Origin of the sequence: Marinibactrum halimedae (assembly GCF_021234875.1) — a bacterium.
Taxonomy (GTDB): Bacteria; Pseudomonadota; Gammaproteobacteria; order Pseudomonadales; family Cellvibrionaceae; genus Marinibactrum; species Marinibactrum halimedae.
In genome coordinates, this window is the sequence record NZ_JAJQVM010000009.1 from 65355 (window position 1) to 91137 (window position 25783).

19 protein-coding genes are annotated in these 25783 nt (G+C 44.4%); 12 read left to right on the forward strand and 7 right to left on the reverse strand.

Going from position 1 to position 25783, the window contains the following annotated elements:
• Positions 1 to 153 precede the first annotated feature (153 nt).
• From LU351_RS07100 to LU351_RS07130, 7 genes are all read left to right on the forward strand, one after another.
• A complete protein-coding gene (locus LU351_RS07100; RefSeq protein WP_232593366.1) occupies positions 154 to 654 on the forward strand; it encodes a dihydrofolate reductase in 501 nt (166 codons plus the stop codon).
• Between the two features lie 310 nt (positions 655 to 964).
• Entirely contained in the window at positions 965 to 1750 is a 786-nt protein-coding gene (locus LU351_RS07105) for a DUF3450 domain-containing protein (RefSeq protein WP_232593367.1), read from the forward strand.
• Positions 1747 to 3120, forward strand: coding sequence for a MotA/TolQ/ExbB proton channel family protein (locus LU351_RS07110; RefSeq protein ID WP_232593368.1), 1374 nt, complete (start codon positions 1747 to 1749; stop codon positions 3118 to 3120). The genes LU351_RS07105 and LU351_RS07110 overlap by 4 nt, the downstream gene beginning before the upstream one ends.
• 11 nt (positions 3121 to 3131) lie before the next feature.
• Positions 3132 to 3659: a MotA/TolQ/ExbB proton channel family protein gene (locus LU351_RS07115; protein WP_232593369.1), complete on the forward strand. Its 528-nt coding sequence runs from the start codon at positions 3132 to 3134 to the stop codon at positions 3657 to 3659.
• A gap of 40 nt (positions 3660 to 3699) precedes the next feature.
• Entirely contained in the window at positions 3700 to 4104 is a 405-nt protein-coding gene (locus LU351_RS07120; RefSeq protein ID WP_232593370.1) for an ExbD/TolR family protein, read from the forward strand.
• A gap of 4 nt (positions 4105 to 4108) precedes the next feature.
• Entirely contained in the window at positions 4109 to 4717 is a 609-nt protein-coding gene (locus tag LU351_RS07125) for an energy transducer TonB (RefSeq protein WP_232593371.1), read from the forward strand.
• A 14-nt stretch (positions 4718 to 4731) separates the two neighbouring features.
• Positions 4732 to 6093 carry a tetratricopeptide repeat protein gene (locus tag LU351_RS07130; protein ID WP_232593372.1) on the forward strand — a complete coding sequence of 454 codons (1362 nt, stop codon included), beginning with the start codon at positions 4732 to 4734 and terminating at the stop codon, positions 6091 to 6093.
• Positions 6094 to 6256: 163 nt separating this feature from the next.
• On the opposite strand, the gene ilvD is transcribed toward LU351_RS07130, so the two are convergent.
• The 4 genes from ilvD to LU351_RS07150 all read right to left on the reverse strand — a co-directional run bounded on the left by ilvD (position 6257) and on the right by LU351_RS07150 (position 11879).
• On the reverse strand, positions 6257 to 8095 hold the full coding sequence (gene ilvD / locus LU351_RS07135; RefSeq protein ID WP_232593373.1) for a dihydroxy-acid dehydratase: 1839 nt from the start codon (positions 8093 to 8095) through the stop codon (positions 6257 to 6259).
• Positions 8096 to 8577: 482 nt separating this feature from the next.
• Entirely contained in the window at positions 8578 to 9885 is a 1308-nt protein-coding gene (gene argA / locus LU351_RS07140; protein ID WP_232593374.1) for an amino-acid N-acetyltransferase, read from the reverse strand.
• 90 nt (positions 9886 to 9975) lie between these two features.
• A complete protein-coding gene (gene argE, locus LU351_RS07145) occupies positions 9976 to 11133 on the reverse strand; it encodes an acetylornithine deacetylase (RefSeq protein WP_232593375.1) in 1158 nt (385 codons plus the stop codon).
• Between the two features lie 74 nt (positions 11134 to 11207).
• Entirely contained in the window at positions 11208 to 11879 is a 672-nt protein-coding gene (locus LU351_RS07150; RefSeq protein ID WP_232593376.1) for a TetR/AcrR family transcriptional regulator, read from the reverse strand.
• A 304-nt stretch (positions 11880 to 12183) separates the two neighbouring features.
• Here LU351_RS07150 and LU351_RS07155 point away from each other — a divergent pair, with 304 nt between their 5' ends.
• Positions 12184 to 14202 (forward strand): oxidoreductase, encoded by a 2019-nt coding sequence (locus LU351_RS07155; protein WP_232593377.1) that lies wholly within the window; start codon positions 12184 to 12186, stop codon positions 14200 to 14202.
• A 167-nt stretch (positions 14203 to 14369) separates the two neighbouring features.
• Positions 14370 to 15758 (forward strand): cell envelope integrity protein CreD, encoded by a 1389-nt coding sequence (gene creD / locus LU351_RS07160; protein ID WP_232593378.1) that lies wholly within the window; start codon positions 14370 to 14372, stop codon positions 15756 to 15758.
• A gap of 38 nt (positions 15759 to 15796) precedes the next feature.
• On the opposite strand, the gene LU351_RS07165 is transcribed toward creD, so the two are convergent.
• Positions 15797 to 16225 (reverse strand): GNAT family N-acetyltransferase, encoded by a 429-nt coding sequence (locus LU351_RS07165; protein ID WP_232593379.1) that lies wholly within the window; start codon positions 16223 to 16225, stop codon positions 15797 to 15799.
• Between the two features lie 112 nt (positions 16226 to 16337).
• Between LU351_RS07165 and LU351_RS07170 the strand changes: the two genes are divergently transcribed.
• From LU351_RS07170 to LU351_RS07180, 3 genes are all read left to right on the forward strand, one after another.
• Positions 16338 to 21353, forward strand: a complete 5016-nt coding sequence (locus LU351_RS07170; protein ID WP_232593380.1) for an alpha-2-macroglobulin family protein — start codon at positions 16338 to 16340, stop codon at positions 21351 to 21353.
• Positions 21354 to 21404: 51 nt separating this feature from the next.
• Positions 21405 to 23870 (forward strand): penicillin-binding protein 1C, encoded by a 2466-nt coding sequence (pbpC, locus tag LU351_RS07175; RefSeq protein ID WP_232593381.1) that lies wholly within the window; start codon positions 21405 to 21407, stop codon positions 23868 to 23870.
• A gap of 65 nt (positions 23871 to 23935) precedes the next feature.
• On the forward strand, positions 23936 to 24241 hold the full coding sequence (locus tag LU351_RS07180) for a hypothetical protein (protein WP_232593382.1): 306 nt from the start codon (positions 23936 to 23938) through the stop codon (positions 24239 to 24241).
• A gap of 272 nt (positions 24242 to 24513) precedes the next feature.
• Here the strand turns inward: LU351_RS07180 and LU351_RS07185 are convergent, their stop codons facing one another.
• Positions 24514 to 24993 (reverse strand): LabA-like NYN domain-containing protein, encoded by a 480-nt coding sequence (locus tag LU351_RS07185; RefSeq protein WP_232593383.1) that lies wholly within the window; start codon positions 24991 to 24993, stop codon positions 24514 to 24516.
• Positions 24994 to 25050: 57 nt separating this feature from the next.
• Complete coding sequence (locus LU351_RS07190) at positions 25051 to 25740, reverse strand: hypothetical protein (protein ID WP_232593384.1); 690 nt, start codon at positions 25738 to 25740, stop codon at positions 25051 to 25053.
• Positions 25741 to 25783 lie beyond the last annotated feature (43 nt).

The window sequence follows — 25783 nt, forward strand, 5'->3', positions numbered from 1 at the left end:
AGCAAGGCACATAGTGCATAGATTATGTGAATTTGTAATTATTCACACGATTTGGTCTTTAAGGCTGTTAGTATAGAGTCTTATGTTTATCGCATTTTTTGGTTTTTATTTAATCGATTATGTTTAGGGAAATTAATTAAGTCGTACCATTGGATGAAAAAGTCAATAATTGTTGCAATGTCGCAGAACGGTGTTATCGGAATTGAAAATCAGTTGCCGTGGCACCTCCCCAATGACCTTAAGTATTTTAAGAAAAATACCGTAGGTAAGCCGTTAATTATGGGGCGGCGTACTTTTGAGTCTATCGGCCGCCCACTTCCTAACCGACTAAATATTATTGTGAGTCGTCAATCTGGACTGTCCATTGATGGAGTTCATGTAGCATCGAGTTTAGAAGCTGCTTTTGACATAGCCAGTAAAAATACGTCTGCTGATGGAGAGGTAATGATTGCTGGTGGTTCTCAAATCTACCAATTGGGTTTGCCTTTAGTGGACAGTTTGTATGTGACGCATGTTCATACAACTCTTGAAGGTGATGCTTATTTTCCCAATGTAGATTGGTCAAATTGGCAGGAAAGTTTCAGAGAAGATCATAAGAAATGTGAAAAGAACTCATTTGATTACTCTTTTGTGCGTTATGGGAAGTGTTTCTGAATACTCTGTAATGATTCTAATGGTAACAAATCGAGAATGTTTTGTTTTTCCAAATAAACGCTTTGCAAAGCGGTTGTTGGATATGCCCTGTTTGAGGGTGTTTGTAGGCTTGATGAATGTTACTTAATGGTGTTACGTTACTACTCAATTTAATAATGAGTCTGTATAGCCATTGAATGTTCAACTGGCCTGTTATTAAAATGGCGAGCTATTGGTCGCAGAGATGCCGAATTTTTATATAACTTTGTCATCGGCGAGTAATTTTTTGTCGCAAAAAACTTTGGAAGCTAGCACCCGAGTTGGGGGATTTATGAAGAAGCAGCGAACTAAGATAGTGGCGATTACCACTATGCTTTCCGCTGGCGCACTCTTTGGTGGGAGCGCATATGCGGACCAAACCTTAAACTCTATTTTTGAGGTAGGCCAATCTAAGATCACAGCGGGTGTGCAATCGCAAAAGCGCATCGACAAATTGGCTGATGAAACAGCAACTTTGTTGCAAGAGTTTAAAACCGTAAATAAGCAAATCGAAGGTTTGCGTGTTTACAACGCTCAATTGGAAAAACAACTCCAAAGTCAGCGCGATGTTATTAAGGATCTCGAAGAGTCTATCGAAAACGTGACGGTTATGGAGCGTCAAATCCAGCCATTAGTGTTACGTATGCTTGATGGCCTAGAGCAATTTGTTTCTCTTGATGTGCCTTTCCATGCAGATGAGCGTGCAAAACGTATTGAGTTGCTTCGCAACAATATGGAACGTGCAGATATTTCTGTAGCAGAGAAATTCCGTCAAGTACTCGAAGCTTACAAAATTGAAGCTGAATATGGTCGTAAATTAGACACCTATGAAGGTTCATTGGAGCTTAATGGCCAAGAGCGTGAAGTGAACATGTTACGTGTTGGTCGTATCGCGTTGATGTATCAAACAAAAGATACTCAGCTTTCAGGTGCTTGGGATGCTAAGCAGGGTGCATGGGTTCCTCTTGATTCTGGTGCTTACCGCAGCGCTATCTTGAAAGGTATTCGTATCGCTAAGAAGCAAGCAACGATCGATATTATGAATTTACCAGTTTTAGCTCCGGAGGCAGCGCAATGAAATTGACCTTCGCTAAAAAATTACTTGCTTTCACAGCTGCGGGTTTAATTGCGTCCAGTGCGGTAGCCCAAGATAAAGCAACTTCACTAGATCAGCTTTTACAGATGGTCAAAGACAGTAAAGTTTCTGAGTCTGCTGATCACAGAAAGCGTGAAGCTGAATTTAAGCGTCAAAAAGCGAATCAGAGACAACTTTTAGATCAAGCCAAGAACACCAAAGTTGCAGAAGAAGCTCGCTCTGAAAAGTTAGAAAAGACATATGAAGAACAAGAAGTATTGGTATCAGCCAAGCGTGCTCAACTGCAAGAGCGACTGGGTTCATTGCAAGAGTTATTTGGTCACCTGACTTCAACAGCGGGTGATCTTCGTACGAATATTGATAATTCTATTGTAAGTGCCCAATATCCAAATCGTGGTGACTTCTTGGATGAGCTCATCGATAAAATGAACTCAAACACCAAACTGCCAAACATCGAAGAAATTGAGCGTTTGTGGTATGAATTGCAGCGTGAAACCATCGAAGGTGGAAAGGTTGTTAAATTCAATGGCGTGGTTGCGAAGCCAGATGGTGAGCAATCAACTCAAGAAGTGGTTCGTATTGGTACATGGAACTTAGTTTCTGATGGCAAGTATCTGACTTACTCTGCTGACAGCGGGAATATGTCTGAGTTGACTCGTCAACCTGCGGGTGAATTCTTAAGTGCCATGTCTGAGCTGCAAGCTGCGAGTAGTGGTTTTGTGAAAGTGGGTATTGATCCTACTGGCCCTTCAGGCGGCTCTTTCCTAGCCGCATTAATTAATAGTCCAGATTTAGTCGAGCGTTGGCATCAAGGTGGAACCGTAGGTTACATCATTACTGGTGTTGGTGTGTTTGCAATGCTGCTCGGCCTATTCAGAATGATCGTGTTGAGTGCTGTAAGTGCTAAGGTAAGTGCTCAGCTGCGTGCGACCTCTCCTAATACCAATAACCCATTGGGTCGAGTGTTAAAGGTTGCAGACGATAACAAAGGTCTTGATGGTGAGTCTCTAGAGCTGAAGTTAGAAGAGGCTGTTTTAAAAGAGAAACCATCCATTGAGTCTGGCCTGAATTTATTGAAGATCATCTCAGCAGTGGCTCCTCTGTTAGGTCTACTTGGTACCGTTACCGGTATGATTGTGACCTTCCAGGCAATTACTATCTTTGGTGCAGGTGATCCTAAGGCAATGGCTGGCGGTATCTCTGGTGCACTGGTTACCACAGTACTTGGTCTGGTTGTTGCCATCCCAACAGTATTGATGCACACATTGGTGAATGGTCGTGCAAAACGAGTTCTCCACATTCTAGATGAGCAAAGCGCGGGCATTATTGCTGAAAACGCTGAGCGTAAGTAAGGAGAATTCACATGACGGATTTAATGGATTACATAGAAACCATTAAAGCCTTTGTGGAGTCGGGTGGCGTTGTTTTAATTGGTATCGCCATCCTCACATTCTTCATGTGGACATTAATTTTCGAGCGTATTTGGTATTTCAAAACCTCTCTAGGTCGAGACGTTAAAACGGCTCTTGACCAATGGGAGGCACGCGGCGAGCGTAAGTCTTGGAATGCTCATCAAGTGCGTTATGCGTTGATCTCTCGGGTATCTGAGAGAGTAAATGTGAACTTAGACATGATTGGTACTTTGGTGTCTCTTGCCCCACTCCTTGGATTGTTGGGCACAGTGACCGGAATGATCGATGTGTTTAATGTTCTTGCGGTTACCGGTGGTGGAGATGCGAAATCCATGGCCGGTGGTGTATCAAAAGCAACAATTCCTACTATGGCAGGTATGGTTGCGGCACTCTCTGGTGTATTTGGTAATACCTACATAACTCAAACCGCGCAACGCGAAAAGCAGTTACTCGAAGACCACTTGACGATGGACCACTAAGGTAAATCGCACCAAGAATTAACCGGTTGTAGGAATAATCATGAGCAGAAGAACCGAGACCCAGGAAGAAGAGGCTGGAGCCATTGATTTGACTCCAATGCTGGATGTAGTGTTCATCATGCTGATCTTCTTCATTGTGACTGCTTCGTTCATTAAAGAGCCCGGTGTAGAAGTTAATCGCCCAGAGGCGAACACAGCGGAATCTAAGAAAAATGCGTCAATCTTGGTAGCTATTAACTCCAGTAATGAAATTTGGATCGACAAGCAAATGGTGGATCCGCGTCAAGTGCGTCCGACTATCGAGCGCTTGCATGCAGAAAACCCAAAGGGCGGCATCGTTGTTCAAGCTGACGATGAAGCAAATGTCGAGGCCATGGCACAAATCGTGGAGGCTGCTCGTGAGCTAGGCATCCTTGATGTGTCGGTAGCTACAGAGAAGAACTAACGCTATGAACATTGTACGAGTCATAACGGCAGGTCTACTTGCAATTGTTGTCACCGGTGGCTTGTTCATCTTAATGAATGCCTTAATTCAGATGAACGCTAAAGCGCCTGAGGAACCGGAGCAGCTTAAAATTGCTGACGTGACCATGCCGGAAACAGAAATTGAAACCCGGTACGAAACCGCTAAGCCGGACAAGCCACCAGAACCAGATGTTCCACCACCTGATATGCCTGAGCCTGATTTTGAGACTCCAGACCTCAATCCAGACGCTCTAAATATGTCAGCGCCAAAAGGTAACACCCAAGTAAAAGTGGGTGGTATTGGAGGCTTTGGTGGTGATGGTGAGTACTTGCCCATCGTGAAGGTTCAGCCTGTATATCCTCGCCGCGCTTTACAACGTGGTATTGAGGGCTATGTCATTGTGGAATTTACTGTGACGAAAAGTGGTGCTGTGCGCGATCCTGTTGTGGTAGAGGCGGAGCCCGCCAATATCTTTAACAAGGCCGCGATGAAAGCCGCACTTAAGTTTAAGTATAAACCGCGTGTCGTAGACGGTGAGCCTATCGAGGTTCCTGGTGTACGTAACAAAATCACTTTTGCAATCGCGAAGTAAGGGGACGGGAAGCCATGAAAGCTGTTTTGAAAAAACTCGTCCAGGCCACATCATTGGCAGTGCCATTAGCCTTCACTCCAGCGATTTCTTCACTGGTAATTGAAGGCTTCGGCTACTCTGTTGATTGGTCTTATGCTAGTGCGCAAGAAGAAGCCGCCAAGCCAAAGTATGAAACTCGTAAAACGCCTGCTTTAAGCCAAGCTGTTTTCAAGAAGTTGGCCATTATTCAAGAGTTGACCAACCCTGAAGGCGACGATGCTAAACCTAATTTCCCCGAGGCTTTGAAAGAGCTGAAGGAAATTGAAAAAGGTGCGGGAAAATGGAATGGCTATGAGTTAGCTCAGTTGTACAACTACTATGGGTTTGTGTACTACAGCCTAGAGAATAATGCTCAGGCCATTAAGTACTACCGTAAAGTGGTTGATCAATCTCCAAATATTCCTGTCGGGCTTGAAGTAGGTACTCTCTACACTATTGCTCAGTTGCAGTTTGTTGAGGAAGATTATCCTGCGGCAATCAAAACGCTAAAAGAGTGGATGTCAAAACAAGATCCCCAATTTATTGGTGCAGACTCTTATGTTTTGTTAGCTCAAGCGTATTACCAGCTTCAGGATATGAAGAGCGCTCGTCCCAACGCTGACAAAGCTGTCGAAATGTATGAAGCTAAAGGGAAGGTGCCAAAAGAAAACTGGTTATCTCTTCAGCGAGCTATTTATTTTGAGCTTAGTCAGAACGATAAAGTGATTGAAGTATTAGTAAAACTTTGTCGTCACTACTCGAAGCCGACTTACTGGAAGCAGCTTGCGGGTATGTATGGGCTTGTAGGTAAAGAAAAGCGTCAGGTCTACTTAACGGACGCCGCTTATGTAGCAAAAACTCTGGATAAAGAGAAAGAGCTACTGAACTTGGCTTACATGTTCTTGGGAGAGGAATATCCTTACCGGGCAGCAAAGATTATTGATGACGGTATCAAAAAGAAATTAATTGAGCCGACATCAAAGAATCTTGAAGTCCTTGCAACTGCATGGCGCTTATCACAAGAGATGGAGAAGTCTATCCAAACCATGTCTCAGGCAGCGGATAAGTCGAAAAATGGTAATTTGCATGCATTGCTTGCAGGTAACTATTTAGACACAGACCGTAATGAAAAAGCCTTAGAAGTGGCAAGTGTAGCCTTGAAGCGTGGTGGTGTTAAACGGCCTGATCAACTTTACATTGTGATTGGTATGGCGAGAGCTAACCTTGGCCGATGGGAAAGTGCGATGAAAGCCTTTGAAGAGGCGAAGAAAGATAAACGTAGCAGAGTGTTTGCAGAAAACTGGATTACCTATTGTAAAGGTGAGTTGGAGCGCGAACGTCAACTCGGCAACAGTTGATTTTTCGATGAAGCTTTAATAAAAAACCCCAGCAATGCTGGGGTTTTTTATTGGGATGAAAGTTTTTAAAAATTATACCGAGTTTCTTTGAGTTTAAGCGGATGGTTGTAATTCTTTTTGGTATTAGAAAATAAAAAAGATCTTCCTTGATTTTTTATGTGTCCTAATCGTCCAGTTTGGATAGGTCCCTTACAGCGCCTTTATCAGCGCTAGTTGCGAAATGGGCATAGGCTTTAAGGGCCGGAGACACTTTCCTTGGGCGTGTTTTTTCTGGCTTCCAGCCTTTTGAATTTTGCTCATCCCTTCTTTTTTGAAGTTCTTCGTCGCTTATAATCAAGTTAATTGAGCGCTCGGGAATATTGATCTGAATATTGTCGCCATCTTGAATGAGACCAATGGCGCCGCCGCTTGCGGCCTCTGGTGAAACATGGCCAATACACAAACCTGAAGAGCCTCCAGAAAAGCGCCCATCGGTAACGAGCGCACAAGTTTTTCCGAGCCCCATTGATTTTAAATAGCTGGTTGGATAAAGCATTTCTTGCATGCCTGGGCCGCCTTTGGGACCTTCGTAACGGACAATGACAATATCACCGGGCTTCACTTTCTCATTTAATATATTATCAACGGCTTCATCTTGTGATTCAGTCACATGAGCTTTGCCTTCAAAAATTAAAATAGACTCATCCACACCAGCGGTTTTTACAACACACCCATCTTCGGCAATGTTTCCATACAAAACCGCTAGCCCACCTTCTTCACTGAAGGCATTTTCGTATGAACGAATACAGCCGTTTTCGCGATCTGCGTCAAGGCTGGGCCAACGGGTAGATTGGCTGAATGCTTGTTGTGTTGGAATACCCGCAGGGCCGGCTTTGTAAAACTCAATTACTTTTGGTGATGGCGAAGCCATAATATCCCATTCTGAAAGCGCGGCATTCAGCGTTGGGCTATGGACAGTGGGAACCGAGGCATCTAATTTTCCGCATCGGTTTAATTCACCTAAAATAGCCATGATGCCTCCCGCACGATGCACATCTTCGATGTGATAGTTAGGGGAGTTAGGGGCGACTTTACACAGCTGCGGTACCTCTCGTGAGAGCGTGTCGATATCCTTCATATCAAAATCTACACCCGCTTCTTGTGCCGCTGCCAGCAAATGCAAAATGGTATTCGTTGACCCTCCCATGGCAATGTCGAGTGTCATGGCATTTCGAAACGCGGTTTTGGTACAAATATCCCGTGGTAATACATTCGTTGCGTCGTTCTCGTAGTAACGTTTAGTAATTTCTACGATAAGCTGGCCTGCGCGTTTGAATAAATGCTCACGGTCGGCGTGGGTGGCTAAAGTGGTTCCATTGCCGGGCAGGCTTAAGCCAAGTGCTTCGGTCAGACAATTCATTGAGTTTGCGGTGAACATACCAGAACAGGAACCGCAAGTCGGACAGGCCGAGCGTTCGTATTCGGCCACTTTTTCGTCTGAGGCATTGGGGTCTGCTGCAATAACCATGGCATCTACAAGGTCTAACTTGTGCTCTGATAGCTTGGTTTTTCCAGCTTCCATGGGGCCACCTGAGACAAAAACCACGGGAATATTTAAGCGCATGGCAGCCATCAGCATTCCCGGAGTAATTTTATCGCAATTAGAAATACACACGAGAGCATCTGCGCAATGGGCGTTAACCATATATTCAACGGAGTCGGCAATGACGTCTCGGCTGGGTAAGCTGTAAAGCATTCCGTCATGGCCCATGGCTATACCATCATCAACGGCAATGGTATTGAATTCTTTTGCGACGCCACCTGCAGATTCAATTTCTCGGGCAACGAGCTGGCCTAAGTCTTTCAGGTGTACGTGTCCCGGCACGAATTGTGTAAAAGAATTAGCGATAGCAATGATAGGTTTATGAAAATCTTCGTCTTTCATGCCGGTTGCACGCCATAGCGCACGTGCTCCCGCCATATTACGGCCGGATGTCGATGTTTTGGAACGATACACGGGCATTATAAATATACCTCTTTGGAATGGCTGGCCAGTGGTTGTTGGGGCCATTTTTGGCCTCTATTTTTGTCAGTATATGCCGTCTTTGGGGTGTCAGGCATGGTGTTTGTAAATCGAGAGAAGATAAAAGCCTCGGTAGAGAGAACTCCTTAAAATAAAAATGTGAAAGTTGCCACTGGCCTATAAAGTTAAACACACAATATTATTTGGATCAGTATCATAGCAAAAATGACGGAGTATGCGATGTTGGTCTAGTGAATAGCGCTTAGAAATAGTCGATTGGGTATTACTGTGAATCTGGTTTGTTAGCAATTTGAGTTAGGAGTAATAGTATGGATATATTGCTAGTGGTGTGTCTCATGTGCTTTGTTTTGGCTTTATTTTAAGGCGGAAAAAACGCAGCTTGTGAAGGGTAACGTGGGTTGGATCGTATAAAGAAAGTGGTTTTTCTATTCCGATTTTTTATTATCAATAATTCCATATTTCTATATGGCTTTAATAAATACCTTGGAGCGCCGTTGTAGGTTATACAGTGTTTGTTTTTGTTGCGGTAAAACCGATAATGGTTTTTCAATAAATCCTCTTTCTAAAAACCAGTGTGCCGTTTGTGTGGTGAGGACAAAAATAGATTCCATGCCTTGGAGTTTGGCTTGAGATTCAATATATTCTAAGAGTTGTTCGGCTCGACCGGCATTCCGATATTCCTCATGGGTTGCCACGCAGGCCAGTTCTGCCATGTTGTCATCCTCGAAAGCGTAAAGCCCTGCACAGGCCACAATCATGCCGTCTAATTCCATCACGGCAAATCGATAAATTTCGGTTTCTAATAACTCGCGAGAACGACGAACTAAAATGCCCTGCTCTTCTAGAGGTTGAATGAGAGCCAGGATACCGCCGACATCGCCAATTCTTGCTTGGCGAATGATTTCGTAGCTGTCTCGATGCACCAATGTGCCACTGCCGTTTCGGGTGAATAATTCTTCAATCAAAGCACCATCAATCGCGTAACTGATCACTTGTGCTCGATTGACGCCCTGTAAGCAGACTTGGTAACTGGCTTCCAGTGCGGCCAGTTGTTCTTCGGGTAACTGCGCATTTGATAAGTATTCACGGCAAGCACTGAGAGACAAGTGTCTTTGTAAGTTGCCGTTGTCATCATTGATGCCTTGAGGCCGGATGAGTGTAATCAGCTTATCTGCAGTTAGGGCGATCGCGACTTGAGTAGCGACTTCATGCACAGGAATATTAAAGACTTCTCCTGTGGCTGAATAACCAATAGGCGAAATGATCACTACTGCTTTGTGGTCGAGAGCGTGATGAATGCTGCTGATATCGATTTTTCTGACCTTACCAGAGTGTTGATAGTCGACACCATTGATCACCCCTTTGGGCATCCCGGTGACAAAATTGCCACTGGTAAGGCGAATGTCAGCGCCGTGCATGGGCGAGTTGGGTAAACCTGTGGATAAGGCCGCTTCCAGTTTTAATCGAGTGGCGCCAATGGCTTGCAGTACATAAGGCAGAGAAGAAATGTCTGTGATGCGCTTTCCGTCACTGAACTCGCTTTCAACGCGAGCTTCCTTCAACCTGGCTTCAATTTGTGGCCGAGCACCGTGTACCAGAACTAATCGAACACCGAGGCTGGTGAGTAGGGCGATATCGTGCACGATATGCTGGAAGTTATCGTTTTCCATCGCGTCGCCAGGGAGCGTAAGAACAAAGGTTTTGCCTCGATAAGCATTAATATAAGGCGAAGAGTGTCGAAACCAGGCAATGTAATCTGAATTACTCAATCTTGTGATTCCTTAGGCCACGGCAATGGGGAGAAAATTTAAGAGAGGATTGTAGTGTTTGTTCTTTCTCCTGTTAACTGGAGGATGGGTTTATTGTTCTTCACCAAGGCAATATTGAGCAATTAATTGTTTCAGCACGTTCACGGCTGGTTGGATTTGGCTGAGCTCAATAAATTCATCCGGTTGATGGGCCTGATCTATTGAACCTGGGCCCATTACGACTGTTTGCATACCGAGTTTTTGTAAGTGAGGCGCTTCTGTGGCAAAGGCAACGGCTTCGGCAGAATGCCCTGTTAAACGTTCCAGAGTTTTTACTAAGTCTGAGTGTTCCGATTCTTCAAATGCCGGAACACCGGGAAAAAGTGACTCCAAATACACAGGCATATCACATTCTTCGGACACATGTTGTATGCGGGAGTGAAGTAAGCCATGTAATTCGTCCATAGGCATACCGGGTAAAGGACGAATATCGAAGTGCAATTCACAATGGCCGCAAATTCGGTTTGGGTTGTCTCCTCCATGGATGTGGCCGAGGTTCAGTGTTGGCACCTCTACGGAAAATAACGGGTTTTGGTAGGTGCGTTGTAAATAGGTACGAAAATCCATTAATTCAGAAATCACCCTATGCATCGTCTCCATGGCGTTTTTGCCAAGACCAGGGTTGGAAGAATGCCCGGCAAGCCCTTGCACACGAATACTTTCCATAGCGATGCCTTTATGGGCGCGAATGGGGGTTAAGCCTGTGGGTTCGCCAATCACCGCATGGCGAGCCTTGGGGCGCCCGAGTTCCACGAGTGCCTGTGCGCCGCTCATGGAAGATTCCTCATCGGCAGTGGCCAGAATAATCAGGGGTTCTTTGAGTGGTTTATCCAAAAATTCTCGGGCGGCTTCAATGGCGACCGGGAAAAATCCTTTCATGTCCGTGGCGCCAAGCCCATACCAACGATTGTTTTTCTCAGTGAGTGAAAATGGGTCTTGTGCCCAGCGTGTGTCATCGTACGGTACGGTATCGGTATGGCCCGATAACACCAGTCCACCAGGGCCTTTACCGAGTGTGGCAATTAAGTTGGCTTTATTGGGTGCACCAGATAAGGGCAATATTTCTGTTTCAAAGCCGAGATCAGAGAGCCAAGTGGCGAGTAACTCGATAACCGGTAGGTTGCCCATATCCCACTGGGCGTGGCTACTGCTGACGGAAGGGAGGGCAACCATTTCGGTAAGTTGCTGTTTTATGGATGGTAAGCGCATGAATGAATCTCAGTCAAAAAGGAAAAGAGGAGTGTTTCAATCACATGAGTAGCTTACTGGTACAGTAGCACGCCCTAAAATGAAACGGCAGGGTTAAGTTGGCTCCAAAACAACTGAGCGGTTTCTTCGCACATGGCATCAATGGCTTCTCCGTCTACATACACCCCATCAATTAATAACCGGCTCATCCCATGAAGCGTACTCCAGCTAACTTGAGCAAAACGTAAAGGGTCGACGGCTTGGTTGATGAGTTTGTCTTCGTGCCAATCTTTAATGGCGGTGGCGTATTGTCGAAATGAAGCGTGAGCTCGTGTTTTCAAGCTCTCTGTGGTGCTGTGTTGTTGCCATAGTTCGCTGCCAAACATGAGCTCGTAAACCTCTTTGTTTTTTAGGGCAAACTCAAGGTACTGTTTTGTGAAAATAAGCAATGTTGCTGGAGCAGGTTCGATGGTCTTGGCATCAACGCGGGTACTGAAAAGTCGAAACCCTTCTTCTGCTATGGCGCACAAAAGTTCTTTTTTATCTTTGAAGTGATGATAAGGCGCAGTGCGAGAAACATCGGCTGAGGTGGCGAGTTTACGCATACTTAACCCCTGAATACCGTCGGTGCGTAAAATCGAAATGGCGTTATCCAATAGCACCGTACGCAGGTCACCATGATGATACGATTTTTTACTGGTTTTTAAGGATGTATCTTGAAGCAGACATTCTGCGTGGCCTTGGTTAGGTTCTTGTTCGTTATTCATAATGATGATATCTGCACAAAAGTATCTGCGAGTAGAACGATAAATAGGATGAAGTAGCAGGCTATCAATAGATCTTGACGCCGTCAAAATAGAAGCGTTTAATGTAAACTAGACGCTGTCAAGTTTGGCCGATCAAATGAGTTAGTCGACCATATTAGATTGCATAAAGCTTCAGTTATTTTTTACAGCTGCGTTTTTATAACCATATTTTTATAGGCATGTTTTTATAAGCATGTTTTGTAACCACACTTATATAACAACAAACAGACCACAACCATTCATTGATGATTAGTAAGGTAAGGCGATGACTCATTATCCGAATATGTTCAAGCCCTTGGATTTGGGCTTCACAACGTTAAAAAACCGCGTTTTGATGGGCTCCATGCATACAGGGTTAGAAGAAGCGCCCAATGGTCATGATCGTATGGCAGCGTTCTTTGCAGAACGTGCCCGAGGTGGCGTTGGCTTGATCGTCACGGGTGGTTTTGGCCCCAATGTGCGCGGTGCTACCCATGAGCACACCAAAATGTTATCCAGTGATGACGATTGTAAAGACCATAAAAAAATTACAGATGCCGTACATGAAGCGGGGGGTAAAATCTGTATGCAAATTTTGCATACCGGTCGTTATGCGTTTAACGAAAATCCCATTGCTCCTTCTGCTATTCAAGCGCCTATCAACCCTTTTAAGCCCAGTGCCGCGACAGAAGAGGAAATCGAAGAACAGATACAGGACTTTGTGAATATGGCACTGTTGGCCCAAAAATCTGGATACGATGGTGTCGAAATCATGGGCTCGGAAGGCTATTTCTTAAATCAATTTTTAGCACAGCGTACTAATCAGCGTGATGATGAATGGGGAGGCAGCTATGAAAATCGTATGCGCTTGCCGGTTGAGGTCGTTCGTCGTGTGCGAGAAGCCGTCGGTGAGAACTTCATAATCATTTATCGCCTTTCTATGTTGGATTTAGTGGAAGGCGGCAGTGACTTTGATGAAATTGTAGCCTTGGGCAAGGCCATTGAAAAAGCCGGTGCGACGATTTTAAATACCGGTATTGGTTGGCATGAAGCGCGTATTCCTACCATTGCTACAAAAGTCCCACGCGCCGCGTTTACATGGGTAACGGCAAAATTCAAATCTCATTTCTCGATTCCGGTCATTACCTCTAACCGTATTAATACGCCTGAAAAAGCAGAAGAAGTATTAGCGCGGGGCGATGCCGATATGGTGTCGATGGCGCGCCCTTTCTTGGCAGACCCTGAATTTATTGTGAAAGCCCAAGAAAATCGAGCAGATGAAATCAATACCTGCATTGGTTGTAACCAAGCCTGTTTGGATCATGTCTTTGTTGGGAAAATGACCTCGTGTTTAGTGAATCCTCGTGCTTGTCATGAAACGGAATTAACCATTGCCCCAACTTCTGCACCGAAAAAATTTGCGGTAGTTGGTGCTGGCCCTGCTGGATTAGCGTTTGCCACTACGGCTGCCAAACGTGGCCATGCTGTCACACTCTTCGATAGTGAAAAAGAAATAGGTGGACAATTTAATATTGCCAAGCAAATTCCGGGTAAAGAAGAGTTTTACGAAACCTTACGGTACTTCAAAAAACAAGTGGAGTTAACGGGCGTTGAATTGCAATTGGGAAAACGTGTTTCCAGTGAAGAGCTAAATAACGGTGAGTTTGATGAAATCATTCTTGCGACTGGAATTGCACCTCGTACGCCAGCTTTACCAGGTATTGATCATCCTAAAGTATTGAATTATATCGATGTCATAAAACACAAAAAGCCTGTCGGAAAATCGGTGGCGGTCATGGGAGCCGGTGGTATTGGTTTTGATGTGAGTGAATATTTAACTCACGGTGATGATGACAGCAGTGTGAATATCCAATCCTTTATGCGCCAGTGGGGTGTGGATATGACATTGGAGGCGCGTTCCGGCATTGAAGGTATCGAGCCACAAGTGCCGCCTTCCCCACGAGAAGTGTATTTACTGCAAAGGAAAGAAAGCAAAGTGGGAAAAGGCTTAGGAAAAACCACTGGCTGGATTCATCGCACCGGCCTAGCCAATAAAGGTGTGAAAATGATTCCGGGGGCGGAGTACGTAAAAATCGATGATGAAGGATTACACGTTAACCTCAATGGTGAGAGTAAAGTTTTGCCTGTGGATAATGTGATTGTCTGTGCTGGGCAAGAGCCATTACGTGAATTGGTGGGAGGGTTAACCAAACCTCATCATTTAATTGGCGGTGCGGATGAAGCCGCTGAATTGGATGCAAAAAGAGCCATCGATCAAGGAACTCGCTTAGCCGCGCAATTGTAGTTGCTAGCCTTTATCCTTCAAAAAAACACCTGTATTTTTACAGGTGTTTTTTTATATTCCAGCCATAACCTGCCTTGATGGCATCTTGTCATAATTCATCATTTTTCCTGCCCTACATTGTCAGAATTGCACTTTATGCTTGGCGTTGCCTACCTAAGGAGAGTGCAATGAAAAAAGAAATTCTGATTAAAATTACAACGATTGCCGTACTGGCAATACTGTTGCTTATTCCTATTCAGATGGTGAAATCTAAAATTCACGAAAGACAATTAAATCAAGGTGTGGCTCGTGAATCGGTGGTAAGCAGTTGGACAGGTAATCAAGCCATTACGTTACCCTATATTGTTATTCCCACAGAAAATACCGTCGAAGTTGTGAATGGCTTTGGTCAGGTCAATTCCATAGAAAGTCGAAACCGTTACTATGATGTGCTTGAACCCTCTAAGATTGATGTGGATTTTCAAGTAAAAAATCGAATACTCAAAAAGGGGATACATCACATACCTGTTTATTCGGTGACGATCGAAATGAAGGGAAACTTTGCGCCTGAAAGCGTGAAACAGCTTGCGCGGGCATTGAATGAATATCAGTCTGGAACACTTAAAGAAGCGCCTTTTATGGCCATGAATTTAAGTGACATGAGAGGAATTGAAAGTTCACCTCAACTCTCATTAAATGGTAAGTTGAGAAACGTTTCACCCTCCATACCGCTGTTAAGTCAATCCCAGGGGATTCACTCTTCATTAGCGGGACTTTCAGAATTGTATGTACTTTCAGAACCAGAGACGCTTTCAGAGTTAGACGAAGCTCTGCCTTTTACATTGACCCTCTCTGTGAAAGGAGCAGAAAAAATCGCCTTTTTACCCATCGCTAATGATGCCAGTGTAAAAGTGGTATCAGACTGGCCTCACCCTCAGTTTGGTGGCTCGTCTTTACCGATGGAGCGGCACATCGATCAAGATGGATTTGAGGCACAATGGGTATTTTCTCAGTATGGCCATAATAATAAACAACTGTTATTGAGCTGTATTCGTTATGCAGAGTGTGCTGCATTATCTGCATCGATGACCAGCATCGAATTTATCACCCCTATTGATATTTATATGTTGTCGGAGCGATCGATAAAATACGCATTTTTGTTTATTGGTTTAGGCTTTATCACTTTTTTGATTTTTGAACAAATGCGTCAAATTCGAATTCATCCTGTTCAATACACCTTTGTTGGCTTGGTGTTGGCGGTCTTTTATCTTCTTTTGATTTCACTCTCAGAGCATGTCGGTTTTCAGTGGGCTTACCTGATTGCCGTCGTCGCATGTGGCTTGTTATTGATAATGTACTTGCCCTATATGTTAGGTAATACCGTTGTGGCTATGTTATTTACGGCGGTGTTTATAGGGGTTTACGGCTTGTTGTACGTTATTATTCAATCAGAAGATTTTGCTTTTTTAATGGGCGCGATATTGGTATTCAGTGTGCTGGCAATACTCATGTCGGTAACCCGACGAGTAAATTGGTATGAAATTAATCAATTTGAAAAATTAAATGAAACGTTATAAAGGTGGGCTTTTATAAACTGTAAAGACAGAGGAAGTGTTTACACTTTCTCTTGTTTATTAAGCTTTATTTCGACTTTGTAATAAGCGACATTGTGTTTGAAAAACTTATCGCCAGAAATTTTCATACCAAAACGTTGATAAAAGCCAACGGCGCTTTCTCTGGCATCACACCAAAACAGATCAATCTTGTCATCTGAGAGTGTTTGAAGAATGAATTGAATCATTTTTGTACCAATACCTTGCCCTTGATATTTCGTGGCGGTGGCAAACTTTCTCAATCGGGCGGATTTCCCCTCGATGTAAATAGAGGCGACAGAAATCAGCTCGTTTTGGGTATCAGAAAAAACACCAAAATGTTTGCCGATGTGATCATTTTCAACGCGGCAAAATGCCAGAGACTTTTGGGGCCATAAAACGGCTTGTCGTAGTGGTAAGGTTTCATCACTGGTAATCGAACGTATGATCATAAAGAGGCTTCATGCTAATGTGTATGGTATATAGCGTGCCAAAATAAACCTTAATTCGTCATTTTCTATTTTATTATCTTTGTCTGCTCACGGAACCCAAGAGAGGAAAAATATGTCTCGTTGTTTGATTAACACCTTACTTTGTTGTGTGTTTGTTCTGCTCTTTGGGTGTTCGCAAGAGGCACCTGATGATACCCATACTAAGGCATCACAAGCTCAAGGCGATGGTTCTCAAAACGATGGTTCTCAAAATAGTTCTATTGAAGAGGCCGTATTTGATCGTGCACAGGTGCTTGAGGAGTACAAAGAACAACCGTTAACGGTATTGGACGTTTCGGAACGGGAGTGGCAAGGGCAAAACGCGATAGCGGTTACCTTGTCGGTTCCCTTAGACCCTGCCAAAAATCACCAGCAATACCTTGATGTGAGCCAGAAAGACAGCGGTAAGATGAGTGGGAAGGCCGATGGCGCATGGGTGTTGTCACCCTCTGGAAAGGTATTGTGGTTTACCCATACAGAGCCAAACACTGCCTATGACATTACGATCTATCAAGGCTTAACGGCGGCCACCGACCGTCAGCTCGCCTTGACGAAAACGGTGAGTCTCACCACTCGAGATTTAAAACCTTCGGTCAGTTTTGATTCGAAAGGGCATTTTTTAACAGCCGGTCTTGGTAATGGTATTCCGGTGACGGCTGTGAATATCGATGCGGTGAATGTGGATTTTTTTCGCATTGATGATCAGCAATTGCACTCATTCTTAAGGGAGTTCGACCGCTTCTATTATTGGCGTATTCAGGACATGACCCACTTTGGTGAATTGGCCTACAGTGGTCGTTTTGAATTAAACACTCCTAAAAATACCCGCACAAAACGGACATTGGATGTTGAAAATATTACGCAATTAAACGCGCCGGGCGTATACCTAGCGGTGATGTTGCCTGCGGGGGAATACACACAACCGAAAATCACTTGGTTTTCGGTTACCGATATCGGCTTACATGCACGAGAATATCAACAGCGTTTGGATGTGCATGTCTCTTCTCTTAAAACCGGTAAAGCACTGAGTGGTGTGTCGGTATTATTATTGGATGATCACTCTGCGGTGGTGGGTGAACGAACCAGTACGCCTGAAGGCATCGTCACTTTTCAGCCCATCCCTCAAAATGTTCAGCACATTATTGCTCAGACGGATACGCCATCAGGCCAGCATTTTTCTCATATTCCCTTTCGACAGCCCGCCTTGGATTTGTCTGAATTTGATATCGGAAAGCGCCCGCAATTGCCCGTAGAATTTTATATTTATGCGCCTCGTGATCTCTATCGACCGGGTGAAATGATCGATTTTAATGGCCTGCTCAGAGATTTTGATGGAAAGAAAACCGCCCCTGCCATCATGACCGCGAAAATCAAAAAACCAGATGGCTCGGTGATGAAAACCTTCAAGTGGCATGGGCAGGCATTGGGGTATTACCACTATGCATGGAATATTCCTGTGTCTGCGCCAGTGGGCAATTGGGAATTGGTCGTCGAAGGGGCATTCGACAAGCCGGTTGTTTTTCCATTTAAGGTGGAAGAATTTTTACCTGAGCGTATGAAACTCACGTTTAATGAGGGCAACGAAAAACCTGAAATTATTCAACGACAAGCATCATTAACGATTCCGATTCTTGGGGAATACTTGTATGGCGCACCGGCGGCGGGTAATCGATTAAGTACCTTGGTTAATGTATCTCCTTGGCGCTTGCCGATTGAATCTTTGCAACACTATCAATTTGGCGATGCTACAGAGAAAAATACAACGCAACAATTTGGACTTGACGATATCACGTTAAGTGCCGATGGCAATGCGGATATTGTTGCGAAAGCCAGTCATTGGCGTCATAGCCAATCCCCGTTGCGCATTCAGTTGGTTAGCAGTGTTTACGAATCGGGTGGGCGGCCTGTGACACGAGCGTATTCATCATTAATGTGGCCCGCAGAAACCGTCATTGGTATCCGGCCTGATTTTAGCGATGACAACCCAGAAGCGAATTCACGGGTGGGCTTTGATATTGTTAATGCAACCGCGCAGGGGGAGTTAAAAGCGGCCTCGGGATTAGATGTAAAACTCATTCGTGAAGACCGACAATATTTTTGGGTCTTTGACGATAATCGTGGTTGGCATTACGAGTGGACGGATAAAGAATTTACTGAAATCACGCAAACGGTATCCATTGCGGAAGGCAAATCTACGCACGTTGAATTTCCTGTCAGTTATGGCCGTTATCGAATGGAGGTCCGTAACCCTGAAACGGGGTTAATTTCCAATGTCCGTTTTTATGCAGGTTACAATTGGTATGCAAATTGGAAAGCGGCGCAAAATAATCAAGGTGTGGTTCGCCCAGATAAAGTCGCAGTGGTATTAGATAAAGGGGCTTATCAGCCAGGAGAGGTTGCTCAGGTAAAAATAACCCCACCTGAAGCGGGTGAAGCCATTATTATGGTTGAAGCGGATGAGCCTCTTTGGATGAAGCGGCTTTCCATACCCGATGAGGGTATCACCATTGAAATTCCTGTCAGTGAAGAATGGAATCAGCACAATACTTATGTGACTGCAACGGTTTTACGACCGGGTAATAATAAAAAAACCATCACGCCTAAACGCAGTTTTGGATTGGCACACTTACCGTTAGACCGACAAGATCGATCCTTAAGCGTGGTGATTGATGCGCCGGATGAGACTTTGCCGCAAGAAACGTTAATGGTGGATATCACGATTGATGAGGCCTTATCTGGTGTAAAAATCCCAACGGAAGAAACGCTTTTTGTCACGCTCGCGGCGGTGGATGTGGGTGTGCTTAATATCAGTAATTTTAAGACACCAAACCCAGAGGAAGCTTTTTTTGGAAAACGTCAGTACGGAATAGAAAGTAAAGACCTCTATGGCAAAGTGATTGAGCTGAGCCAGGCAGACAAAGCCAGTATTCGGTTTGGTGGTGATGCGGACATGGCGCGGGGTGGGCAAGCGCCACAATCGGATGTCCAAATTGTGTCGTTATTCAGTGGCGTTGTCAAAATGAATAATGGCAAAACCTCGATTCCCGTAGAACTGCCCGATTTTAATGGTCGCTTACGCTTGATGGCGTTGGCTTTTTCAGACAATCAATTTGGTCATCAAGAAAAAGACATTACCGTTGCTGCGCCATTGGTCACGCAATTGTCTATGCCGCGCTTTTTAGCCATGGGAGATTTATCTAGCCTGGCGTTGGATATTCATAACCTCAGTGGCGAGAGACAACATCTTGATGTGTCATTATCGGTGTCGGGGGCGATGTCGTTACGAAATGACGATGCTGAAAAAACAACAATGAAAAAAGTCGTACTGGACGATCAGAAAAAAACGACCTTGCATTTTCCGGTAAAAGCAACGGACTTTTCTGGTCAAGGAATTGTGCAGTTATCCATTGAGTCTGAAAATGAAACTGATCAATCAGAGCCAATGAAGCCGCTGCATCGAGAATGGAAATTAGGCATGCGCCCAGCTTACAGTGCGGTCAATGAGTATCGATCTACGACGTTAAAAAAAGGCGATTCAATTCAATTAGGAGAAAAAGACCTATTGCCTTATTTGTCTGGTTCCGTTGATGCCACCGTCGTATTGTCTCCCAGTGTGGATCTCGGATTACGAAATCAATTCGAGAATTTATTGCGCTACCCTTACGGATGTTTAGAGCAAACCAGCAGCCGTGCTTTCCCCTTTGTTTACGCAACAAAAGAAAACCAAGAGCGATTTGGCTTGCCGGCAATAACTCAACAAGAGCGATTTAAACGTTTGCAAGAAGGGGTTGATCGTGTGGCAACCATGCAGCTGGGCAATGGTGGATTTGGCTTATGGAATAATCGTTCGCCAGAAGAACATTGGCTAACTGCTTTTGTTACCGATTTTTTATTATTGGCTCGTGATGCGGGTGCGGAAGTGCCGCCATCGTTATTGGATAACGCTCTAAAACGTTTAAAGCGTTACGTGAATAGATCTGGGCGTTTTGTGGGTGAGCGTTGGAGTGAAGACCAAAATCATTATTCGTTTGCTTACAAAGCTTACAGTGCCTATGTGTTGTCAAAAGTGAATCAAGCGCCTTTGGGCACTTTACGAAATTTATACGATCGTCAATTTAAGCGGGCGCAATCGGGGCTACCCAAAGTGCATTTAGGCATTGCTTTAATGAACATGGGAGATAAAAAACGCGGTCGAGCGGCTCTTGAAGCCTCCCTGCAAACTTTCCCGGAGCGCACGAAGTATTTAGGGGATTACGGTAGTCCAATACGGGATAAAGCATTAGCCATTCATCTCCTTCTTTCGAATCACTATTTCACCCAAGAGGCCATGGAATTAAGCCTATCCCTTGCCAAGGAAATACACGATCGACGTTGGCTGAGCACACAAGAACGTAATGCTTTATTTTTAGCGGGCATAGAATTATCAAAAGCCGGTGAAGGGCGTTGGACGGGTGAGGTCATCCTCAATCAATTATCACAAACCCTTTCGCAGCAAGGAATGTATCAACAAGTACTGGATGACCATTCTATTAATAATGGTTTTTCGTTTACGTCTACCAATGACGAGATACTATTCTCAAATGTCCATCTTATGGGATATCCAAAAAACAAGCCGGAACCGTTTGAATCGGGGTTGTCGATACATCGTCAATGGTATAACCAAAAAGGGGAGTTGGTGAGCCCCGATAATGTTGAAGTGGGGGATTTATTTATCGTGCATTTAGAGCTATCTGCAAACAGTAGAACACCCGATGCTCTCGTGGTGGATTTTATTCCCGCAGGATTTGAGATTGAAAATCAAAACCTAGAACATGCAATTCAATTAGAGAGTTTTACCATTGATGGGAAAAGCATTGAGCAGTTGCAGCGCAGGTCAAAGGTGAAACATCAAGAGTTTCGAGATGATCGTTTTGTAGCCGCAATGGATATTAACACGTACAACCGTACTCATATTTTCTATGTGCTTCGTGCTGTAACACCCGGAGATTATCAAGTGCCAGCTCCAACCGTGGAAGATATGTACCGTCCCGAAAGAAGAGCTGTGGGTGAAACCGTGGATCGTATTTCCGTTACCCAACCTAATTTATAATCATTATGGAGATGAACAAGGCGTGGGTTTGTGAATAAAAGGCGTTTTCTCATGCCTTTTAAATGGGTAAACGCAGTCGTAGCCTCGTTAGTAATAACCGGGTTACTGCTGCTTTTACTGGATTTCTTTTTTCCATTATCGATACCCAAAGAGAATGCGCTTTTTGCGCGCATCGTCGTGGATGAAAAAGGGCGCCCCCTCAGGGCGTTTGCCGACGATAATGGTGTGTGGCGCTACCCTGTTACCCTCAATGATGTATCGCCCTATTATTTAGAGGCGTTGTTAACCTACGAAGACCGTTGGTTTTGGTATCACCCCGGCGTGAACCCGGCGGCCCTGCTCCGTGCTTTTTTTCAAAATGCCACCAACGATCGAATTGTTTCTGGCGGGTCGACCTTGACCATGCAGGTGGCAAGATTACTTCACCCGCATGATCGCTCCTACGGTGGCAAGCTTCAGCAATTGTTCAGAGCACTGCAATTAGAGTGGCATTTCAGTAAAAAATCGATATTGGAGATGTATCTCAATATTGCACCGTATGGCGGCACGATTGAGGGCGTACAGGCGGCCAGTTATTTGTATTTAAATAAACCCGTGAGTGATGTAAGCCATGCCGAAGCCGCGTTGTTGGCGGTGTTACCGCAGGCACCGACGCGTTTTCGACCCGATTTGCACCCCAGTGCGGCAGAAGAAGCGAGAAATAAAGTACTCAATCGAATGGCCTCGCTGAATCAATGGTCGAGTGATGTGGTTGCCGATGCGATGCAAGAATCGGTATTTGGTTTTCGGTCTCACCAAGAGGTAATTGCTCCGCTTTTATCACGACGATTAGTCAAAGACGTTTTTTCTAATGATAAAGATAACGCTACCGGCAATCGCCATCGGGGCGCGATCAAAACCACGATAGATGGCGATTTACAAAGAGCGCTGGAAGATTATGTACAACAGTACGTGCATCGTTTTCCTGATAAAACCTCTATTGCGATTTTGGTGGTGGAGAATACCTCTGCCGCTGTAAAAGCGTATTTGGGCTCTGCGGATTTTTCAAACCCTAAGCGCTTTGCTCATGTGGATATGGTAACGGCGATACGTTCGCCGGGTTCAACGTTAAAGCCTTTTTTATTTGCGCTATCGTTAGATGAAGGGCTAATTCATGAAAACTCTTTATTGGCCGATGTGCCGCGTACGTTTAGTGCTTATCGGCCTGAAAATTTCAGTCGACAATTTTCGGGGCCGGTGTCGGCCAGTGAGGCATTAATTCGCTCTTTAAATATTCCTTTTGTGGATTTGCTCGAACGTTATGGTCCAAATCGTTTTATTGGGCGTTTACAAGGGGCAGGCATGACGCCGGTAATGAAAGGTAAGCCTAACTTGTCTGTGATATTGGGTGGCGTGGGGATCTCTTTAGAAGACTTGGTGATGGCATATCGTGCTTTTTCTGTCGGGGGTAAAGTTCAACCGCTTCGTTATTATGCAGACAATCCTTCGACTAATGTTTCTAAAATGACCGTTGCTCAAACGACCGGCATTCAAACGACGGATATTCAAACCACCGACCCTCAAACAACGACTGCGCGTACGAATTCGCAACAAAGCGAGTCGTATTTTTTGAGTGAAGGCAGTGCGTGGTTAACTTATAACACTTTAAAAAAAGTGCAATCACCTTCGGTATTACGCACTTCTGCCAATACCGCTAGCACACAACCTTTAGCGTGGAAGACGGGCACCAGTTATGGGTTTCGTGATGCCTGGGCGATTGGCACATCACAAGAGTATACCCTTGGTGTATGGGTGGGCAGGCCAGACGGAACGCCTATGCCCGGTTTTGTTGGACGAGATACGGCTGGCCCATTGTTATTTAAGGTGGCAGATTTTTTGGGGATAAAAAACACACCTTTAAAGAAACCCAACTCCATTACCAATCACATTATTTGTTGGCCACTCGGCACGACGGCGAAAGAGCAACTTCCTAAGCATTGTCATCGACGTTTTCACACACACGTTATTGACGAAGTCATTCCTCCCACATGGCATCAAGCAGACTCCGATGCATGGCAGTCTAACCCTGCACGTATTTCGATTAACCCAAAAACAAACCTACGAGTTAGCCCTGGCTGCAAAGAAAGTAAAGAAGATTCCGAATTAATCAGTATTGCTTTGTGGCCCAAAATGCTCGACCCGTGGTTGCCACAGCGGTTTAAAAGAGAAACGCTTATCCCCCAAGCTGATCCTTTGTGTTCTCATTTTTCATCCGCATCATTAAGTACACTAAAAATCACGGGATTAACGCCCAATGGTGCTTATCGATTACCTAAAAAAAGCAATACTCCTCTCAGTTTAACGCTTCAAGCTTTTGGAGGGCATGGGCGATACCATTGGTACATAAATGGTCAGTGGCGATACAGTGCAGAAGGAAACAAATCGATTTTGCATGAAGTGGGGACGCCGGGAGAGTATGAAATTGTGGTGACGGATGAGGCGGGGAATGTTGATAGGATTAATGTATCTGTATTGTAACGTTGATTAAAATTAAAATGGGTGGCAGATAAAATGTCAGTTATTCGTTCGGCGGAGAATACTCTATGATTTTTTCTGTAAGATACCCTCATGTTAACGATCTTGTTCTGCATTACGCTAATAAATTGTCTGATGACATGGTTATATCGATACTTCAGAAGGGGCTGAATTTGGAACGTGAGGCAGAGCACCTCAGTTATTTTATATGGAGAATGTTAGATGAAATGGCCAAAGATCGTGAAGAGGGAGATGTGGTTTTAAGTGGTACTGATAATACGGCTATGGGTGCAGATATTGCCTATGAAATGGATACCCTGATGGAAGAAAGTGGATTTGGTTCAATTTGGGAAAAAATTTCCGACGAAGCTTGATTAATTTTTGACTTTTATTGAACTGATTAAGGCGCTGCCACCGGCACAAAAGCCTGGTCCCTGGCACTACAGCCGGTAGTGGTGACAGCGAATTGGGGTCTATCCATAGATTCGACGTCCTTGTCGATGAGGAGCATTATTAATGGATAGGGGAGGATTGTCTGTAAGAAATGTCGGTTTTGTATTGTAGGATATATCTCACTTAAGTCAGTGAAAGTCTGCGGTGTGCAAATACAATAGTGATCAATGACGCGCGGATATCAACCTGATTGCTATCGATTTAATAGTAGGTCGCCCTCAATTGGCACAAACACGCTGGCTGATTGAATTAGGGAATTCGCGGTTAACGATTTAACCCCATATACTTCTACCGGTTTGTTATAGCGGCTACGTATTTTATCGACAAGAAGGTCAAAGTCCCCATCTCCAGAGACTAAAACGACCACATCCACATCCTGAGCATATTCTAACGCATCCACCGTAATGCCGACGTCCCAATCGCCTTTTGCTGAGCCATCTGAGCGTTGAATAAAAGGTTTTAATTTTACGTCAAAACCAATGGCGCGAAGAATGTTTTGAAATTCATATTGTTTTTGATCGCCACGGTCGATAGCGTAGGCGAACGCTTTGGTTACTTCTCGATTATGAGTTGCTTGTGCCCAAAATTGGTTGTAATCAAAATTACGCTTAAAGACTTGGCGAGTGGTGTAATAGACATTTTGGACATCGACTAAGATTAATAATTTTTCCATTTCAGGATTTCACTTCTGGCATTTTAGACTAAGTTTTATTAAAGGATTTTCGGCTTTTTATTTTATTCCCAATACCAAAGAAACCCGTTCAATTTTGCTCTCTTTATTTTCTGTACTGCGTGTAGGCAGTACACGGTGCTTCCATTGGTAACGGCTTTCTCCGCTTAGTAGCAATAATGCTCCAACCGGTAAGTGAATGGCTTCTGTACATTGACCATTTGTGATTTCAAAAGTGGCTTCTCGTTGAATATTCATAATCATGGTAACAACACCATTGGCGGGAATATCCACATGAAAAGGAAAGCCGGCAACCTGACCTTTATGATGATGATAAAAGTTCATAGTAAAGCGCCATGATGGCGAACTCAGGTTTTCTGTAACCAGATTAAGGGCTTGCAGTTGCTCTATCACTTTAGGTAACTGTATTTCAATGAAGCAAGGTAGATTCTCATTGCCTCGGCAATACACCAATTGATGCCCTTCCCCACCGTAATTGGAAAAGACTTCGCATTGTATGCTTTTTGGGTGATCCGGGAGGGTATATCGTGAAAAGGTTTTCTGCTGATTCAGGCCGTCTTTGTCGTTTTGAACCAATTGTGGTTGGGGAATATCGACCCTTTGTGTGAGGGATGACACTGCGTTTTTCAAACGCTTATGGATACAGAGTGCCCCGTCAAGCATGGCTTGGCAGTCAGAAGCGCTTAGAAATTCAGGAAAAAAATGTAAGCCCGGTATTTCTTTATACATATGCACTGAATTCTTTTATCGTTTACATTCTGATTGTCATCAT

What these genes read in the sequence shown, in the direction of transcription:
- LU351_RS07185 (WP_232593383.1), bottom strand. Translation starts at nt 24,993, where the DNA reads ATGGAAAAATTATTAATCTTAGTCGATGTCCAAAATGTCTATTACACC.
- LU351_RS07180 (WP_232593382.1), top strand. Translation starts at nt 23,936, where the DNA reads ATGATTTTTTCTGTAAGATACCCTCATGTTAACGATCTTGTTCTGCAT.
- LU351_RS07165 (WP_232593379.1), bottom strand. Translation starts at nt 16,225, where the DNA reads ATGATCATACGTTCGATTACCAGTGATGAAACCTTACCACTACGACAA.
- LU351_RS07150 (WP_232593376.1), bottom strand. Translation starts at nt 11,879, where the DNA reads ATGAATAACGAACAAGAACCTAACCAAGGCCACGCAGAATGTCTGCTT.
- ilvD (WP_232593373.1), bottom strand. Translation starts at nt 8,095, where the DNA reads ATGCCCGTGTATCGTTCCAAAACATCGACATCCGGCCGTAATATGGCG.
- argE (WP_232593375.1), bottom strand. Translation starts at nt 11,133, where the DNA reads ATGCGCTTACCATCCATAAAACAGCAACTTACCGAAATGGTTGCCCTC.
- LU351_RS07105 (WP_232593367.1), top strand. Translation starts at nt 965, where the DNA reads ATGAAGAAGCAGCGAACTAAGATAGTGGCGATTACCACTATGCTTTCC.
- LU351_RS07130 (WP_232593372.1), top strand. Translation starts at nt 4,732, where the DNA reads ATGAAAGCTGTTTTGAAAAAACTCGTCCAGGCCACATCATTGGCAGTG.
- LU351_RS07125 (WP_232593371.1), top strand. Translation starts at nt 4,109, where the DNA reads ATGAACATTGTACGAGTCATAACGGCAGGTCTACTTGCAATTGTTGTC.
- LU351_RS07120 (WP_232593370.1), top strand. Translation starts at nt 3,700, where the DNA reads ATGAGCAGAAGAACCGAGACCCAGGAAGAAGAGGCTGGAGCCATTGAT.
- LU351_RS07155 (WP_232593377.1), top strand. Translation starts at nt 12,184, where the DNA reads ATGACTCATTATCCGAATATGTTCAAGCCCTTGGATTTGGGCTTCACA.
- LU351_RS07110 (WP_232593368.1), top strand. Translation starts at nt 1,747, where the DNA reads ATGAAATTGACCTTCGCTAAAAAATTACTTGCTTTCACAGCTGCGGGT.
- pbpC (WP_232593381.1), top strand. Translation starts at nt 21,405, where the DNA reads ATGCCTTTTAAATGGGTAAACGCAGTCGTAGCCTCGTTAGTAATAACC.
- LU351_RS07190 (WP_232593384.1), bottom strand. Translation starts at nt 25,740, where the DNA reads ATGTATAAAGAAATACCGGGCTTACATTTTTTTCCTGAATTTCTAAGC.
- creD (WP_232593378.1), top strand. Translation starts at nt 14,370, where the DNA reads ATGAAAAAAGAAATTCTGATTAAAATTACAACGATTGCCGTACTGGCA.
- LU351_RS07100 (WP_232593366.1), top strand. Translation starts at nt 154, where the DNA reads ATGAAAAAGTCAATAATTGTTGCAATGTCGCAGAACGGTGTTATCGGA.
- LU351_RS07170 (WP_232593380.1), top strand. Translation starts at nt 16,338, where the DNA reads ATGTCTCGTTGTTTGATTAACACCTTACTTTGTTGTGTGTTTGTTCTG.
- LU351_RS07115 (WP_232593369.1), top strand. Translation starts at nt 3,132, where the DNA reads ATGACGGATTTAATGGATTACATAGAAACCATTAAAGCCTTTGTGGAG.